General features: G+C 36.1%; 18 protein-coding genes. 1 reads left to right on the top strand and 17 read right to left on the bottom strand.

Features of this window, described 5'->3' with window-relative positions:
• Window positions 1–148: 148 nt before the first annotated feature.
• From murF to MHB74_RS01265, 11 genes are all read right to left on the bottom strand, one after another.
• The gene (murF, locus tag MHB74_RS01315; RefSeq protein ID WP_061680009.1) at window positions 149–1,525 is read right to left on the bottom strand and encodes a UDP-N-acetylmuramoyl-tripeptide--D-alanyl-D-alanine ligase; all 1,377 of its coding nucleotides are present in this window, start codon (window positions 1,523–1,525) and stop codon (window positions 149–151) included.
• Between the two features lie 60 nt (window positions 1,526–1,585).
• Complete coding sequence (locus tag MHB74_RS01310) at window positions 1,586–2,671, bottom strand: D-alanine--D-alanine ligase (protein WP_061680010.1); 1,086 nt, start codon at window positions 2,669–2,671, stop codon at window positions 1,586–1,588.
• Window positions 2,672–3,204: 533 nt separating this feature from the next.
• Window positions 3,205–4,476, bottom strand: a complete 1,272-nt coding sequence (locus tag MHB74_RS01305; RefSeq protein ID WP_061680011.1) for an MDR family MFS transporter — start codon at window positions 4,474–4,476, stop codon at window positions 3,205–3,207.
• 312 nt (window positions 4,477–4,788) lie between these two features.
• Window positions 4,789–5,961 (bottom strand): homogentisate 1,2-dioxygenase, encoded by a 1,173-nt coding sequence (locus MHB74_RS01300; RefSeq protein WP_061680012.1) that lies wholly within the window; start codon window positions 5,959–5,961, stop codon window positions 4,789–4,791.
• The gene (locus MHB74_RS01295; protein WP_061680013.1) at window positions 5,927–6,883 is read right to left on the bottom strand and encodes a fumarylacetoacetate hydrolase family protein; all 957 of its coding nucleotides are present in this window, start codon (window positions 6,881–6,883) and stop codon (window positions 5,927–5,929) included. The genes MHB74_RS01300 and MHB74_RS01295 overlap by 35 nt, the downstream gene beginning before the upstream one ends.
• A 66-nt stretch (window positions 6,884–6,949) precedes the next feature.
• The gene (gene hppD / locus MHB74_RS01290) at window positions 6,950–8,068 is read right to left on the bottom strand and encodes a 4-hydroxyphenylpyruvate dioxygenase (RefSeq protein WP_061680014.1); all 1,119 of its coding nucleotides are present in this window, start codon (window positions 8,066–8,068) and stop codon (window positions 6,950–6,952) included.
• Between the two features lie 310 nt (window positions 8,069–8,378).
• Window positions 8,379–8,489, bottom strand: a complete 111-nt coding sequence (locus MHB74_RS01285; protein ID WP_001083699.1) for a DUF3948 family protein — start codon at window positions 8,487–8,489, stop codon at window positions 8,379–8,381.
• A gap of 42 nt (window positions 8,490–8,531) precedes the next feature.
• On the bottom strand, window positions 8,532–8,639 hold the full coding sequence (locus MHB74_RS01280; RefSeq protein WP_000664237.1) for a DUF3948 family protein: 108 nt from the start codon (window positions 8,637–8,639) through the stop codon (window positions 8,532–8,534).
• 41 nt (window positions 8,640–8,680) lie between these two features.
• Window positions 8,681–8,788 (bottom strand): DUF3948 family protein, encoded by a 108-nt coding sequence (locus MHB74_RS01275; RefSeq protein WP_000664237.1) that lies wholly within the window; start codon window positions 8,786–8,788, stop codon window positions 8,681–8,683.
• 41 nt (window positions 8,789–8,829) lie between these two features.
• Window positions 8,830–8,937, bottom strand: coding sequence for a DUF3948 family protein (locus MHB74_RS01270; RefSeq protein ID WP_000664237.1), 108 nt, complete (start codon window positions 8,935–8,937; stop codon window positions 8,830–8,832).
• 41 nt (window positions 8,938–8,978) lie between these two features.
• Window positions 8,979–9,086 (bottom strand): DUF3948 family protein, encoded by a 108-nt coding sequence (locus MHB74_RS01265; protein ID WP_000664237.1) that lies wholly within the window; start codon window positions 9,084–9,086, stop codon window positions 8,979–8,981.
• Between the two features lie 603 nt (window positions 9,087–9,689).
• Here MHB74_RS01265 and MHB74_RS01260 point away from each other — a divergent pair.
• On the top strand, window positions 9,690–10,562 hold the full coding sequence (locus tag MHB74_RS01260; RefSeq protein ID WP_061677937.1) for a Cof-type HAD-IIB family hydrolase: 873 nt from the start codon (window positions 9,690–9,692) through the stop codon (window positions 10,560–10,562).
• Window positions 10,563–10,599: 37 nt separating this feature from the next.
• Here the strand turns inward: MHB74_RS01260 and MHB74_RS01255 are convergent, their stop codons facing one another.
• The 6 genes from MHB74_RS01255 to MHB74_RS01230 form a co-directional block, all read right to left on the bottom strand.
• Window positions 10,600–11,565: an ABC transporter ATP-binding protein gene (locus MHB74_RS01255; protein ID WP_061677936.1), complete on the bottom strand. Its 966-nt coding sequence runs from the start codon at window positions 11,563–11,565 to the stop codon at window positions 10,600–10,602.
• A complete protein-coding gene (locus tag MHB74_RS01250) occupies window positions 11,562–12,542 on the bottom strand; it encodes an ABC transporter ATP-binding protein (RefSeq protein WP_061677935.1) in 981 nt (326 codons plus the stop codon). Before MHB74_RS01250 ends, MHB74_RS01255 begins: the two co-directional genes overlap by 4 nt.
• Before the next feature lie 10 nt (window positions 12,543–12,552).
• Window positions 12,553–13,476, bottom strand: coding sequence for an oligopeptide ABC transporter permease (gene opp4C / locus MHB74_RS01245; RefSeq protein ID WP_061677934.1), 924 nt, complete (start codon window positions 13,474–13,476; stop codon window positions 12,553–12,555).
• Between the two features lie 12 nt (window positions 13,477–13,488).
• Entirely contained in the window at window positions 13,489–14,445 is a 957-nt protein-coding gene (locus tag MHB74_RS01240) for an ABC transporter permease (protein ID WP_061677933.1), read from the bottom strand.
• A 103-nt stretch (window positions 14,446–14,548) separates the two neighbouring features.
• On the bottom strand, window positions 14,549–16,276 hold the full coding sequence (locus MHB74_RS01235) for an ABC transporter substrate-binding protein (RefSeq protein ID WP_061677932.1): 1,728 nt from the start codon (window positions 16,274–16,276) through the stop codon (window positions 14,549–14,551).
• A gap of 238 nt (window positions 16,277–16,514) precedes the next feature.
• Entirely contained in the window at window positions 16,515–18,218 is a 1,704-nt protein-coding gene (locus MHB74_RS01230; protein WP_061677931.1) for an ABC transporter substrate-binding protein, read from the bottom strand.
• Window positions 18,219–18,431 lie beyond the last annotated feature (213 nt).

Here is an 18,431-nt window from a genome sequence, read left to right as displayed (position 1 = left end):
TTTGTATGTGTAAAAAGCAAACCCAACTGTTACCTTATTTTCATATTCAGAGTTTTTTTCTTCACTTTTATTTTTTTATATTTACTGTAAGCGCTTATTATAAGTTTCTTCTATTTTCGCATCTATCATCCCTATTTATATACACCAATTATTTCAACATCGTAATTACTTCTTCCAATTTCATACCGCGAGATGCTTTTATTAATACAACATCTTTCACATCAACTACTGCTTGTAACTCTTTCACTAGCTCTTCTTTATTATCATACGCTTTTACACGCTCAGTAGGGAAATTAATTTTCGCTCCTTCAGCAATTTGAGCCCCTAATTTACCATATGTGAACACATATGAGATTTTTGCTGGATCGATTAATTTACCTACTTCATAATGAAACTGTACTTCTTGATTTCCAAGCTCTAACATATCGCCGAGCACAACAATTTTTTTAGCAAATCCATCTAAACCATTCATTAAATGGAATGCTGCTTCCATAGCCGTTGGACTTGCATTATAAGCATCATTGATAATTGTTAAACCACTATTTGTTTTTACAATCTCCATACGCATGCCTGTCATTTGAAGTGTAACTAAACCTTCTTTCATCTCTTCCCACGTTACACCGAAATGTTTCGCAATCGCCATTGAAGCAAGCGTATTGTACACATTGTGTTTTCCTAATACTGGTAGGTAGAATGAAATGTTTTCTTCTCTATTCATTTTAAAGTGCGTCCCAGTTGCCTGTAATGTTACAGTCGTTGGATAGTAATCATTTGCTCTAGCGTCACCAAACGTAACTGTTTCAGCCATTAAATTCATTTCAGGAACACGATTTGTTAATAATGGCTCATCTCCGTTATATACGAATACTCCACCCTCTTGTAATCCTGCCACAATTTCTAATTTCGCTTCAGCAATCGCCTCACGAGAGCCTAAGTCCATTAAATGTGCCTCACCAATGTTCGTAATGATAGCTGCATTTGGACGTGCTAACTTAGATAAGAATTCAATTTCCCCTCGGCTTGACATACCCATTTCTAATACAGCTACTTCTGTATTTTCTTCTAAGTTTAAAATAGTAAGAGGTAACCCGATATGGTTATTGAAGTTTCCTTCTGTTTTTTGAACTTTGAATTTAGTCGCAAGAAGACTTGTCACAATATCTTTTGTAGATGTTTTACCGTTACTACCTGTCACACCAATAACCTTAACATCCAATTGATCGCGATAATTTTTCGATAACATTTGTAATGCCGATAGCGTATCTTCTACAAAAATAACTGGAAGATTCTCAGGTGGATTTGCTACATCTTTCATCCATAATGTCGCCACAGCTCCATTTTCAACAGCTTTGTCTACAAAAGCATGTCCATCGAAACGTTCACCTTGAATTGGAACATATAAGTTTCCCTTTTCAATTTTTCTCGTATCAATAGACACTCCTTGTATAGTAATTCCCTCATATTGCTCTGCTAATCCCGTACCATTTACCATCTGTTCTACTTGTTTTAACGTTCGATTTATCATGAAAACACTCCTTACATAGAGGAAGCACTATTCCTGCGAATAGTGCTTCCTCCTTTTTTGTTAGATTGTATATTTAATTTTTTGTTTTTCCTCGTGACGCGCAATTGCTAAATTGATTAGCTCTTCAATTAATTCCGGATACGGTAATCCAGTATGTTGCCATAATAGAGGGAACATACTAAACGGCGTAAATCCTGGCATCGTATTCACTTCGTTAATATATACTTCTCCATCTTTCGTTAAGAAGAAATCAGCTCTTGTTAAGCCAGCACCATCTAACGATTGGAATGCAATAATCGCGTCTCGCTTAATAACGTTAGACTCTTCTTCTGTCATTTCAGCTGGAATAATTAACGCTGTATCACCATCGATGTATTTCGACTTATAATCATAGAAGTCTTTTTTCGGTACGATTTCACCTACAACTGAACATTTCGGCTCATCATTACCTAGTACACCAACTTCTACTTCACGTCCAACAATATTTTCTTCTACAATAATTTTGCGGTCAAATTGGAACGCCTCTTCAAATGCATTCTCAAGTTCTTCACGATTTTTACACTTATTAATACCAACACTTGAACCAAGGTTTGCTGGTTTTACGAAGCAAGGATATCCTAAAACTTCTTCTACTTTTTCATATGCTGTTTCACAATCTTTTTCCCATGTGCTACGAATGAATGATGCATATTTTGCTTGTTTTAATCCAGCTTCTGCAAAGATGTTTTTCATAACAACTTTATCCATACCAGCAGCAGATGCTAGAACACCATTTCCTACATAAGGAATGTTCATTAATTCTAATAATCCTTGAACCGTTCCATCTTCACCATTTGGTCCATGTAATAATGGGAAAATAACGTCGATAGCATTCTCTTCAGAAGTTGCTGATGGAATAATTTCTGTGCTTAATGATAACGGAGAAATCGCATTTTCTGCACCGCTCATTTTTAGAACTTCAACATCTGTCACTTCACCTTCAATACGCTCACCGCGCACCCATTGACCTTGTTCTGTAATATAAATCGGATGAATCTCGAATTTATCTTGATTTAATGCTTTAATAGCAGCAAGAGCCGTTTGTAGCGAAACTTGATGCTCAGCTGATTTTCCACCATATAATAAACCTAATTTAATTTTTGTCACTGAAATCACCCTAACCAATTGTTTTCATTTTTCTATTTTAGCACTTTTTATAAAAATAGGTAGTTCCTATTTGAAATAAAATGTAACTTCCACAAATAAATAAATGACACCACTTATTGGTTTTCTATACTTTTTCTACTTAACTTTCTTCATAAATATACAAAATTAAATTCTAAAATAAAGTGAAACTTTAATTAGCAAGGGGGTCATCCCCACTAATTATCAGCCCGCACCAATCGGGCATTTACGGGCAGTTATCTCCCGCCGAATTTTGAGGTGGAAGTCTTACTGCCCACAAATAGCGGGATAAAGTGAAACTTTAATCAGTGGGGGTGTTTCTTCATCCCCCACTGATTATTAATTGAACCAATCGGAATTTTATGGGCAGTTGATCCCCCACCTAACTTCTTTGCTTTCGCTGGATTTTGAGGTGGGGGTCTTACTGCCCATTAAAGCGGGATAAAATTGTAATTCAATCTAGTTACGTACCTAAAATATGTAGAAATCCCCTTTTTGTGTATGTCACCTACCCATTAAGAAGATTGTTTGGTCAATGTGCCTTTTTGCCTTTGCTCAACGAGACGATCTAAAGAAACATATACAATACCTGCAACTACACATCCTACAGCTAAAATTGTAAATAGAACGTGGCCAAGTAATCGATCCAATAAAAAACCGCCAAGAAGTGGACCGAATGCACCTCCTGTAATCCACTGCAAACTTGCAGCTCCCATATAAGTCCCTCTCAAATGCTCAGGGGCCAAATTCGCTACAAACGTCATCTGTACAGGCGACATAATCATCTCACCTAACGTATATATGGCATAAACGAACAGCAACGTTATTAAAATAATTGTAGCATTTGTATCAAATACTCCAAACCACTTCGGTAACCATCCAATAAAGAACAAACCAACCCCGAACAACCATGCACCATATAACATCGTCTTTCCAACAGGTTTATCTGTGGCCCATTTTGAAATTTGAAATTGGAACAACACAACTAATAGTCCATTTAAGGCCATTAAATATGGGTATGGATTATTAGTTCCAAAAATGCCTTTCATTTCATTATCAAAGTGCAGCGGCAACATGCCTTCTGTTTGAGAAAATCCCATCGAAATAATGATACCTGCTAATAAATAAATCATTAGTGCCTTATCTCTCATTACAATTTTCCAAACCGCCCCTGATTCTTTTTCTTTATTCTCTTCTTTATTCGCGCTCTTTGGCATTGTTTCTTGAATAAGAATGAATACAAGTAATGCATAAAATAACATCGTAGACGAGGCAATAATAAACACAAGGTTCTTCGAAAACATAACTACTGAAGCACCCATTATCGGGCCAATTGCAGCACCTATATTGTGCCCCATTCGTAATAAACCATATGCTTCTGTTCTTTTTTCTGGCGCTGTTACATCCGCAACCATCGCTGATGCAGCTGGATGAAATAGCGAATTACTTAATCCTAAAAAAACAGATAAAATCGCATATGGAATAAATCCTTCTATAAATAAAAAACCGAGCATTAATACCGCATTACTCGTCATCGAAAATATCATAATCGGCTTTCTTCCATATATATCAGCAATTCTTCCCCCTATAATCGATCCAAAGCTTGCTGCAATTGGAGAAAGCGCCATAATAACTCCAACCTGTAATAATGAATCTACCTTATCTTTTAAATATAAGGCAAAAAAAGGCATCAACATCATCATTGCAATTCCATTTAACGTCTCGCCAATAAACCGAATCCATACGTTACGGTCCATCTCCCTTAACTCACGCCACGTGTTTTTCATACATTCCTCCCTTAGTTCCCCAATAATTATATTATACACACAATCAGAAAAATACAAATTTTCAGAAATGAAAATCCATCCTAATAGAATTAGAATGGATTTTTCGACTTATAAATTTACTGCATCTTCTTCATCCTTACTCATAGCACTTTTCCCAGTCAATACTTTTGTCGAAATAAGTAGAAATTCTTCTGAGTACGCCCTATCCTTATCCTTCTTTCTATATATCTTTCTATAACTTTTTTTGGTATTATTATACATGTCGATTCCATAAAAGAGGCATGCCCACTAAGTGAGCATGCCTCTTTTTACTTATTTCACAGTATGTGAACCTTCTTCAATCCAGCTATACATATATTTTTCATCTTCCGTCTCATGTGCTTGTTTTACAATACGAAGCGGACGGAATGTATCTATCATAACAGCTAATTCAAGCGTTTCTTTCTTCCCTATACTCGCCTCTGTTTTCCCAGGGTGCGGCCCATGAGGAATTCCGCTCGGATGAAGTGTAATAGAACCTTCTTCCACACCTTTCCGGCTCATAAAGTTTCCTTCTACATAGTACAGTACTTCATCACTATTCACGTTACTATGATAATATGGTGCCGGAATAGATTCTGGATGATAGTCATATAAACGCGGTACGAAAGAGCAAATAACAAAATTGTGACCTTCGAACGTTTGATGTACTGGAGGTGGCTGATGAATACGACCTGTGATTGGTTCAAAGTCCTCTACATTAAAGACCCACGGATATAAATAGCCATCCCATCCAACAACATCTAACGGATGGTGCCCTAAAACATGCTTATGCATATACCCTCGCGACTTTGTCATTACGACAAACTCACCTTTTTCATCATGCGTCTCTAATTTTTCAGGACCACGAATATCCCTCTCACAAAACGGACTATGCTCTAACAATTGTCCGTATTCATTACGATAGCGACGCGGCGTTGTAATTTGACTATTTGCCTCTACAACAAGAAGCTTAGTCTCTCCTTCATCTGGAATAACACGATAGATTGTTCCAATTGGAATCGTTACATAATCACCTTTTCGATAGTGAATCGTTCCAAACATCGTTTCAATTTTCCCTGTTCCGTAATGAACAAATAACATTTCATCTCCATCACCATTACGGTAGAAATAGTCCATTTTTTCTGTTGGAGTCACTACTCCAATTAATAAATCCTCATTCCCAAGCATAAAGTTTCTTCCACTTACTGCATCGCCAGTTTTTTTATTTTCTTTCGTACGAAAATGACGATGAGCAAGAGCTACATCTTCTTCATACTGCAACTGACAGGAATGTGATACCGCCGAATGCGATACTTCCGTTGGCATATAATGATGATACAAAATAGACTGCGTACCAGAAAAACCTTTCGTTCCCATTACCTGTTCACGATAAAGCGATCCATCCTTTTTACGGAATTGTACATGTCGTTTATGAGGTAGCTCCCCCATGTGACGATAAAACATGCCCATCACCTGCTTCCATTTCTTTTTTGACCGTATTACGTAACGTACCTAAACCAGTAATCGTAAGTTCTACAACATCTCCATCTTGTAGCCACTCTTCCGTACCCAGTTCTAAAATACACCCTGTTCCTACTGTCCCAGAACCAATCACATCTCCTGGATATAACGTAACGTCTTCCGAAGCACGTTCAATCATTTCAGCAAATGTATAGTAAATATCTTGGAAGTTCCCCTTTGATAATAGCTTTCCATTTACATGAGCAGTCATTTCTAATTCATAACGGTCACCGTTACGATACACATCCAGTTCCTCTTTCGTAACAAGATGCGCTCCTAATGAAGTTGCAAAATCTTTTCCTTTTGCTGGACCAAGTCCTACCTTCATTTCTGTTGCTTGTAAGTCCCTTGCACTCCAGTCATTCATAATACAATAACCAAAAATGTATTCTTCTGCTTGCTCACGAGAAATATTCCTTCCTTCTTTCCCAATTACGCAAGCAATCTCTAGCTCATAATCAAGTTTTCTAGATTTCTTCGGACCAATTACAAAATCATCCGGATCAATTACAGCACGATGGTTCGTAAAATAAAAAACCGGGATATCGTACCATTCAGGTACAACATCTAGCCCTCTTCGGCCACGGGCCGTTTTTACATGCTGTTCAAACGCGTAAAAATCCCGAATACTACTCGGATTAGGAATTGCCGCCGCTAATTGTACGTCCTTTAAGGAATATACACCCTTTTCCGGATTCTTAATCTTACGCAATACTTCTACATACTCATCCGCTTTCTCTAAAAAGGCGAACATAGAAGAAGGTAATTTCCCATCACTAGCAAGGTTCATATCAATTACTTTGTCACCTTCAAGCCATCCAGCTCGCATTTCTTTCGAAGGAAGACGAAATGTAACAAATTTCATCATGATTCCTCCCTATGAAAATGAAATTTCCACCAACAAAAAGACTTTTGCTGGTGGATACAAATCTTATAAGTTTCCGCGACGTTCCTGTTCTCTTTCAATTGATTCGAATAATGCTTTAAAGTTCCCTTCTCCAAATCCGCGAGAACCTTTACGTTGAATGATTTCAATAAATAAAGTTGGACGATCTACAATTGGTTTCGTAAAGATTTGTAGTAAGTATCCTTCCTCATCACGATCTACTAAAATCTTTAATTCTTTTAATCTATCAATTTCCTCATCAATTTTTCCAACTCGTGCACTTAATTCATCATAATAAGTATCAGGTGTATCTAAAAACTCCACACCATTTGCACGCAGCGCTTCCACTGTTTTAACGATATCGCTTGTTAGTAAAGCAAGATGTTGTACCCCTGCTCCATTGTAGAACTCTAAATACTCTTGAATTTGCGACTTTCTCTTTCCATCTGCTGGCTCGTTAATAGGGAACTTAATACGACTTCCATTCGTCATTACTTTTGACATTAACGCCGAGTACTCTGTACTAATATCGTCATCATCAAAATGAATCATTTGTTTAAAGCCCATAACGTTCTCGTAATAACTAACCCACTCTTCCATTTTTTCAACATTACCAACTACGTGGTCTACAGCAATTAAACCTGACTCTTCAAATGGAATATTAAACTCCACCTGCTGGAATCCCGGCATAAATGTTCCTTTATAATTTTTACGCTCTACAAGCGTGTGAATTGTATCACCATACGTACCAATAACTGCTTTTTTCAGTGTACCGTTCTCGTCTGTTAATTCCACAGGTGGAGCAATCGCAACAGCACCACGTTTCACTGCTTCCGAGTATGCCTTATCAACATCGTCAACAAGTAAAGCAACATCTTTTACACCATCACCATGTGTCTTTACAAATTCTGCGATACGATTGTCGCTACTTAAAGCTCCAGACACAACAAAACGCATATTTTTTTGCACAAGAACATAAGATACCTTTTCACGGTTACCAGTTTCTAATCCAGAGTAAGCCACAATTTTGAATCCGAATGCTCTCGCAAGGTAATAACTTGATTGCTTTGCATTTCCTACGTAAAATTCCAAATGATCTACATCACGTACCGGAAAAAAGTCCTCCATTTGTGCAGCTAGCGTATCCATAGATTTTTGTTTCATAAAATCCTCATCCCCCTGTAAATAGATTAAATGGTCCATACTTAAAACCAACCGAAAACGCTTCCAACGTAAGTTATTAGAAATTAGTTAGCAAGCTAACAAATTCTGACCTTTAAAATTTTCTATCTTTTCTGTCAAATTCCTCTTTTTTTCTTACATATAAAATTCGACTTTTTTCTCTTTACATGACGGAGGGAGTATTCATACTTGAAGGTATATATGAGAGGAAAACAAAAAAGACCCCAACATATTAACTACTTACTAATATGCTAGAGTCTTTATTTTTTTTGAATGATTGTATTTATATATCTCATACTAATATATTTGCAAGGAATAGAATAAATGATGTTAATACTACCGCTCCACCTAATGATCCTAATAAATCTGTTTTTGTTACTTGTAACACTTGTTCACTGTTCATATTCCTCATTCTCCTTTCATTTTGTATAATTTAAAACTTATATTATACTAATACACTTGATAGAAATACGATTAATGCTGTTAATACTACCGCTCCACTTGCTGATCCTACGAAGTCACCTTTTGTTACTTGTAATACTTGCTCTTTCATTTTGTATTCTCCTCTCTTTTTCTTTTATTACAAAGCTTCTATTACACTAATACGCTTGATAGAAATACGATTAATGCTGTTAATACTACTGCTCCACTTGCTGATCCTACGAAGTCACCTTTTGTTACTTGTAATACTTGCTCTTTCATTTTGCATTCTCCTCTCTTTTTCTTTTATTACAAAACTTCTATTATACTAATACGCTTGATAGAAACACGATTAATGCTGTTAATACTACTGCTCCACTTGCTGATCCTACGAAGTCACCTTTTGTTACTTGTAATACTTGCTCTTTCATTTTGCATTCTCCTCTCTTTTTCTTTTGTTACAAAGCTTCTATTATACTAATACGCTTGATAGAAATACGATTAATGCTGTTAATACTACTGCTCCACTTGCTGATCCTACGAAGTCACCTTTTGTTACTTGTAATACTTGCTCTTTCATTTTATGTATCCTCCTTTTAATAAGTTATCTATATGTAATTTCTAAGAAATGTTTATTTCATAGTTTTTATGTTAGCGTTACATTAAAGTTAATAACGTAACGTTTGTAACATTAATGTAACATAACTATTGTTACGTTGCAATATAATTACGTAAATTTTATTACACTTTTTTTACGTTTTTTATAAACACCCTTAAAAACCTTGTTTTAATGCACTTTCTACTAAGTTAACGTTTGTAATGTTATTGTAATATTACAGTCATATAACGAAACATCCCCCCTACTTACCTCTACTTTTGTTACAAATCAAAGTACATATTTAAATGAATACGTTGGAATCTATCAAGCTTTTACTAACTGTCCGTGCTAGATAAAGTGAAACTTTAATCAGTGAGGGTTTTCTTCATCCCCCACTGATTATTAGCCCTCACCAATCGGACTTTTATGGGCAGTTGATCCCACACCTAACTTCTTTGCTTTCGCTGAATTTTGAGGTGGGGGTCTTACTGCCCATTAAAGCGGGATAAAATACAATCTTTCCAAGATAAGTTTATATGTTTCCTCTATATAACTATGTATAATAAAAGCAAAGAGGTGGTCATTTTGAAATTAATCGCATTAGATATGGATGGTACACTACTATCATCTAATCTTGAGATCTCCAAAGAGAACTTACAAGCTATCCAAACTGCAAAAGAAGCTGGTCATATTGTCATGATTTGTTCTGGTCGCGCAAAAGAGGATGCTTTAAAATTATTGGAAGAATATAAACTATCTCTTCCAGTTGGAGCGAGCAATGGGGCAATTGTTTATGTGGATGGAAAGGTAATTAACTCGCGTTGTTTACAAAACGATAAAGTATACAAGCTTGCAAAATTACTAGAATCTGAAGGTTTTCCATATAAGCTATATACGAATAAAGGAGTTTATTCTCCATATACATGGCAAGATCAAGTCATGCAAGCGTTTGAAGAGAACAAGCATGCACTAGATGTTACACTTGAAGAACTTGAAAGAATTACAGAAAAACAAAAGAAATCGAACTTAATTACTGATTTCCAAAAAATCGAAGATGTTGTAAATAATCCAGAATTAGAAATATCTAAATTCTTCATTTTGACATTTAATGCCGCGCATCGTGCACAGCTATTAACCATGTTACAAGAAGACACTGATATTTCAGTTACGGCATCAGCTCCTACTAATGTAGAAATTATGGATAAGCATGGTCATAAAGGGAACGGTCTACAAGAAATGGCTGCTTATTTCAATATACCAATTGAAGATACTATTGCTATCGGGGATAACTTTAATGATGTACCGATGTTACAAGTAGCTGGCTTATCAGTTGCAATGGGAAATGCTGAAGAAGATGTAAAAAAACTATGTGATGTTGTAACATTAACAAACAATGAACATGGTGTTGCTCATGCAATCGAGCAATTTGTATTGAAACAAACTTCATCTAGTAAATAAAAAAAGGACCCTTTCCATTTGAAAGGGTCCTTTTCCTTTATACATAATGACAAGCAACAAAATGCTCCTCACCAACATTACGGAATTCTGGTACCGCTTGTTTACAAATATCTGTTGCAAACGGGCAACGTGTATGAAAGCGACAACCCGAAGGTGGATTTGCTGGACTTGGAATGTCACCCTCTAGTATGATTCTCTCTCGCTTCACTGTTGGATCTGGTATTGGCACAGCCGATAACAATGCTTTTGTATACGGATGAAGCGGGTTCGTAAATAACTCATCACGCGGCGCTGTTTCCACAATCGTTCCTAAATACATAATCCCGATTTTCGTACATAAATGTTCGACTACACTTAAATCATGTGAAATGAACAAATAGGATAATCCCTTTTTCTCCTGTAACTCACTAAATAAGTTAATAATTTGTGCTTGAATAGATACATCTAGTGCTGCCACAGGTTCATCGGCCACAATGAATTCTGGGTTTAATACCATAGCTCTTGCGATAACGATACGCTGACGTTGTCCACCAGAAAACTCATGAGGATACCGGTCAATATGATATGGGGCTAAGCCACATAACTCTAATACTTCTGTTACCTTTTCACGAACATTTTCCTTCGTCGCTAGTCCGTGAGCCAACATCGGCTCGCCAAGTGCTTCTCCAATTCTCATTCTCGGATTTAATGAGCTAAATGGATCTTGAAACACAAGCTGCATATTAGGTCGATGTTTTCTCAATTCCTCTTTTGATAGAGAATGAACATCGTGTCCTTTAAACTTCACTTCCCCCTCCGTTTTTTGGACGAGACGTAAAATTGTTTTTCCTATCGTCGTTTTTCCGCTTCCTGATTCACCAACAAGACCAAATACTTCGCCTTTATTAATAGTAAAACTTACTCCATCAACCGCTTTTACATGTCCAACTGTTCTACTAAATATGCCGCCTTTAATAGGGAAATATGTTTTTAAATTTTTTACTTCTAATAATGGTTCACTCATTGTCCCGCACGCTCCTCATATAACCAACAAGCTACTTTATGATTCTCATCATGTACATTTAGATTCGGTGCTTCTTCTTTACATATTTCCATACAATGCTCACAACGACCGCTGAAGTAGCAAAATTCATCCAAGCCAACTAAATTAGGAACTTGCCCTGGAATAGAATATAGTTTATCTATTCGTTTTCCCATCACTGGTTTTGATTTCAACAAGCCTTTCGTATACGGGTGTTTCGGATTTTTGAATATCTCTAGTACTGGTGCTTCTTCAATAACTTTCCCGCCATACATAACGACAACGTAATCAGCCATTTCTGCTACAACGCCTAAATCATGTGTAATTAATAAAATGGATGTTTTAAATTCCTCTTTCACTTGTCTTAATAAGTCTAATATTTGAGCCTGAATCGTAACATCAAGAGCCGTCGTCGGTTCATCAGCAATTAATAACTTAGGATTACAACTAAGTGCAACAGCAATCATAATACGTTGTAACATCCCGCCACTTAGTTCGTGTGGATAAGAATGGACGATTTCATCCGCACGAGCTATGCCGACTTTACGAATTAACTCAATTGCCTTCTTATACGCTTCGTTTTTACTAAGTAATTCATGCTCCCTTAACGTCTCTACAATCTGTTCCCCTACAGTGAAGACCGGATTCAGCGATGTCATCGGTTCTTGGAAAATCATCGCAATATCATTACCTCGTAAACTACGAAGCTCCTTCTCTTTCATTCCTAAAAGACTTTTTCCTTCATATAAAATATCTCCACCTACTACACTGCCTGATTCAGCAATAAGTCCCATAATAGATAAAGCTGTTACACTTTTCCCGCAACCTGATTCGCCTACAACACAAACAGTTTCACCTTCTCGAACTGTAAAACTAACATGGTTTACAGCCTTTACTGTTCCTTCTTCTGTCTGAAAGTGTGTTTGTAAATCTTTCAGCTCTACTACCGCTCTACTCATATTCCCTCACCTACCGTCTCATCTTTGGATCTAACGCATCACGAAGTGCATCACCAAGTAAGTTAATTGATACAACTGTTATAAAGATTGCGAAACCAGGCGGAATCCATAACCATGGACGTTTCTGAAAATCAATTAATGAGTTAGCTGCGCTAATCATATTCCCCCATGATGGTGTAGGTGGAACGACTCCGAGACCTAAGTAGCTTAGTGCGGACTCCCCTAAAATTGAACCTGCAACGCCTAATGTGGATACGACAATTAATATCGGTAAAACATTAGGAATTAAGTGATAGATAATTTTCCGGTAATCTTTTATTCCTAGTACATCAGCAGCTTGCATAAACGCTTGCTCTCTAAGTGATAAAATTTGCCCTCTTACAAGACGTGCAAGCCCCGGCCAACCTACTAAACTTAAAATAATCATAATGACATACAGACGATAATCAGACGGTACTTTCCACTCTGATAAAATCGCCCCCATTATAATAAGTAACGGTAATCCTGGCATCGACATTAAAATATCAGCAAGACGCATAATAATATTATCAACGATGCCACGATAAAACCCTGCAATAGCCCCTAATACAGCTCCTAGTATTACTGATAAAACCATTGAAGCTAAGCCTATTGTTAATGAAATTCGTCCCGCTTGCATCAGTCTCGTTAAAATATCTCTCCCTAATTGATCTGTACCGAGCCAATGAGAAAAACTAGGTGGTTTGTTAATTAACGCAACTTGTATTTTTCCTGATGCATATGGTGAAAAGAACGGACCGATAAAACAAAATAAAAACATAAAAATTAATGCATACAATCCTACGAGCGCCATCTTATTTTTCTTGATTCGTTTAAGAGCTTGTTGCCAAGGCGATGATTCATTTTTTCTTCTCTTTTTTTCTTTCTTCTCTTTAATTACTGTAACAGTCTCCATTTCTTTCCCCCCTTACTTCAACCGAATTCGCGGATCAACAACTGCATATACGATATCTGCGAAAAAGTTTGAAACGATTGTTAAACAAGAAAGAAACATCGTAAATGCCATCAATACTGTATAATCACGGAAATTTAGTGCTTCCAATTGAATACCGCCAATCCCTGGCCAATTAAAAATTTGTTCGATAATAATTGCTCCTGAAAATAAACCTGGTAATTCAAATGCCAACAAAGTAATCGCCGGTAAAATGGCATTTTTTAATGCGTGTTTATAAATAACAGTCTTCTCTTTTAACCCTTTTGCTCGTGCCGTTCGTATGTAATCTTGTCTTACAACCTCTAACATACTCGTTCTAAAGTAGCGAGTTAATGAGCCCACACCAAGAAGAGTCAAAATAAATACCGGTAAAACCATATGCTTTGCAACTTCTATCACATAAGCGAATCCAGTTGAATTACTACCAACATCAATCATTCCACCTATTGGCAATAACTTAAGATCAACTGCGAACACCTTAATTAAAAACAGACCTATAAAAAATGAAGGAAATGACATTGCTGCAAAGATACCAATTGTTACAAGCTTATCGAATAAAGAATGTTGTTTTGTCGCTGAAAATACACCGATAATAAGTGCGATTAGCCAAATAAAAAACAATGCAACAATTGCTACAATAAAAGAGTTCCAAATAAATTTATTTAATAGTGATGTTACAGGTTCTTGATATTGAAGTGAAAAACCAAAGTCTCCTTGTAACGCATTACCTAACCAGTGAAAATAGCGTTCAACAATTGGCTTATTTAATCCGTACAATTCCCGAAGCTCTTCCGCCCTTTGTGGTGTAATCTTAGGATTTGAATCAATATAATCACCTGGAAGAAGCGCAAACAGGAAGAAAATAACAACTGACGTTCCCAAAAGCGTAGGAATCATTTGTAACAACCTACGAACAATATACGTTTTCACCCTTTTTCTCTCCAATCTTATGCTTAAAATAGAAGAACATTTTTTCGAATCAGCATATTACTAGCTGAATGAAAAAATGTCTTCTACTTATACATTCTTCTCGTTATTTTTCAATAGATAATACTGGTGAGTTCGAACTAATACTGTCATACTTCTCAGGATCAATTCCTTTAATGTTTCCATTGTAAGCTGTGATGACTCTACGATAATTTAGTAAAATTACTGGTGGATCATCACTTAGTTCTTTGTACAGTTCTTTGTAAATCGGTTTACGTTTCTCAATATCTACAGTTTCAATTCCCTTTTTAATTAATGCATCTACTTTTTCATTTTTATAACCTAAAGTATTATCATCACCTTCTGAGGAGTAACCACTTACCGTTTCACTTGGATCTGTTGTAATTGGTGTTGCAACAGAAGCTAAATCATAATCGCCTTTTTTCACTTTTGACAGCATCGTATTGAAATCCATAAATTCAGGATTGAACTCCACACCTAATTCTTTATAGTTCTCTTTTGCTATCGGAATAAATAAATCCCCTTCTTTTGCTGAGCTTGCACCATAATACGTTAATTTAAGTTTTTGACCATCTTTTTCACGAATTCCGTCTGAACCAGCTTTCCATCCAGCTTCATCTAATAATTTCTTCGCCTTATCTAAGTTATATTCGTACTTATTAATGCCCTCTTCTGTATAAGCCCAAGAGGTTGGATGAATTGGAACATTTGCTACTGTACCGTATCCTTTCAAAGCTGTATCTACATATTTTTTACGATCCAATCCATAAATAAGAGCTTGACGAACTTTCTTATCTTTTAAATACGGTTTTTTACTATTCATTCTTATATAACTAAATGAAGCAGCCGTCTCTATTTCAACATTTGCAAACTGTAAACTCTTCACTTGCTCTAAAATTTCATCCCCGTAACCTACTCCCGTATAATCTATCTCACCTGTTTGGAATAATTGGAATTTTGTATCCGGTGAAGTAATCTTATAAATAAAGTTTTGAATTTTTGGTTTGCCTGCATAATAATTTTCATTTGCTGTAAAGCGAACTTCCTGTCCTGGGATATACTTTTCAAACTTATACGGCCCCGCAGCTATCGGTTTTCCATATAACTCTTTTAAATAATCTAAACTAGTATTTTGTTTATACTCTTTCCCATAATAAGTTTTCGATAATACTGGACCACCTAAAGCAATTAGCGCTTGTGAGTTAACTTTTTCGGTCGTAATTTTAATTGTTTGTGGATCCACAACTTGAATTCCTTCAATAGACGTCGCTTTTCCTTCTTTATATTCCTTTCCACCTTTAATTGCATATTGTGAAATATCATCTCCGCCTTCATACGCTTTATCATGTAGAAGTGATAATGTAAATGCTACATCGTCCGCGGTTAATGGTGATCCATCACTAAATTTCAAGTCTTTACGTAAATGAAATGTATATGTTAATTGGTCTGAAGAAACATCCCACTTCTCAGCAAGATCTGGTATAGGTTTTCCTTGTTTATCTGTTGTAACAAGGGAAGCAAAAATAACCGATGTCACATTGCCATCCCAACCGTTCTCTTGAAAGTAAGGTAAGAAAACTCCTCCAGGCTTTGAGATACCAGAAATAAACGTATCTTTTCTATTCTTCGCTTTATCTGGCACTTTCGTTTTATCTGTAGCAGCAATCTTTTCTATTTTTATGTTTTTTAAATCCTGCTGTTTAACCGGTTCTGTAGAAGCCGTATCTTCCTGTCCCCCACAAGCAGATAACACAAGCGAACTACTCAGTAATACCGAAAATACACCAGCCCATTTTTTTGTCTTTGTCTTCATTGTCCCCACCCTAACTGTTTAATAGTTATACCCTTTGAACTTATTAGCTTATGTATGCCTCCCACAGCATATTTATAGCCAATCGGAAAAGTCGGTTTTAATCGTAAAAAAATAGATGTTTTTGAGGGGTAACAATCATATTCCGACCTTTCCGGTAGACTTTATGGTTATTAGCTTATATCGTCAGTTATATTTTGTCAATTCTTTCTGAATAAATATTTTGATAATTCCCCCTAAATTATTGTTCTATCTTTAATTTAGGTAAACTTAATAAAATACCGTTATAGTTATCTTCTTGTAATCCTTGAATTCGTGCATTATGTGCGGACACAACTTTACTATTATTTAAGAAGATTACAGGCGGGTCTTCGCTTAACTCTTGATATAACCTTTTATAAATTTCTTTTCGCTTTTCAATATCCAACGTTTCTAATGCTTGCTTAGCTAATTCATCTACTTTCGGATTATAATATCCATCATAATTTCGTTTACTTGTTGAAACAAACTCCTCAATCGTTCCACTCGGATCATCAATCATTGGCGTAGATACCATCGCCAAATCATAATCACCTTTTATCACTTTTGAAATCATCGTATTAAAGTCCATATATTCTGGGTTAAACTCTACACCAAGCTTTTTATAATCTTCTTTCATCACAGGAATCATTACATCATTTATTTTACTTGCTGATGAGGCAAAATAACTTACTTTCAGTTTTTGTCCGTCCTTTTCACGAATTCCATCCGAACCAGCTTTCCACCCAGCCTCATCCAGTAGTTTCTTCGCCTTCTCTAAATTATACTCATATTTATTAATACCCTCTTCTGTATACGCCCAAGAAACTGGCGTAATCGGTACATTAACGAGTGACGCATATCCTTGGAAATACGTATCAATAACCTTTTGACGCTCTAATCCGTAAATAAATGCTTGGCGGACACGTTTATCTTTAAAGTATGGCTTCTTATAATTCATTTTAATGTAGCCGTAAGAGCTTCCTGTATATACATTAATATTAGCAAAACCTAAATCCTTTAACTGTTCAATCGTCTCCGCGTTTGTCGTAAAACCATCATAATCTACTTCTCCCGCTTGAAATTGTTGTAGCTTCGTATCACCTTTTGTAATTTTATAAATAAAGTGCTCAATCTTCGGCTTTCCTTCAAAATAATTTTCATTTGCTACAAATCGAACTTCTTGACCAGGAATATATTTATCCAATTTATAAGCTCCTGCTCCCAGCGGCTTCCCATACAATTCTTTTAAATACTCCAAGTGTCCTTGTTTATACTCTTTCCCGTAATAAGCTTTTGAAATCACTTCTCCGCCAATTAACGATAATGTTTGGGCATTTACCTTTTCAGTTGTAATTTTAATTGTTTTCGAATCTACGACCTGAATTCCCTCAATAGAATTCGCTTTTCCTTCTTTATATGCTTGCCCACCTTTTATTGCTGTTTGACTTATATCAGTCGCACCACTATAAGTTGGATCATGTAATAACGTTAATGTAAATGCTACATCATCTGCAGTTAACGGGGATCCATCACTAAACTTTAAATCATCTTTCAAATGGAACGTATATGTAAGCTGATCCTCCGAAATATCCCACTTCTTCGCTAAAATTGGAATTGGTTTTCCTTCCTTATCGAGTCCAACAAGAGGAGCAAAGATAGCTTGCGTTATGTTACCATCCCATCCATTCTCCATAAAGTGCGGAAGGAATATCCCGCCAGGACTTGGCATTCCAACTACAAAAGTATCTTTTCTTTCTTTTACTTTAGTAGGACTTTTTGCTTTGTCGCTTGCTTTAATAAATTCATCTTTTACTTTTAGTACGTTCCCGGCTTCATTTGTACTTGCTTCCTCTTGACCACATCCGGCTAGTAATACCGATACACTAAGAAATGTAGCAAGTGCTCCTTTAAAAGCATTTTTCATTAGACGCTCACCTTTACCTTCCTAATTTTTAACGATGTAGGAACATAGCCCCCTTCCTGTAACTATATTTATTTTACCTATAAAAATAGTATGAATTAATTTCAAGATTATTCCTTTCCTTTCACCATGTCAATTGTTCTCTTTTATTTCGTATTAAAAAATTAAAAATCCACTTCTATTCGTTCCGTATGGGACATAGAATACTAATAACCA

The organism is Bacillus sp. FSL K6-0069 (assembly GCF_038007785.1).
Lineage (GTDB): Bacteria > Bacillota > Bacilli > Bacillales > Bacillaceae_G > Bacillus_A > Bacillus_A mobilis.
Note: the sequence above shows the minus strand (reverse complement) of the source record. Positions and strands in the feature narration are given on the sequence as shown.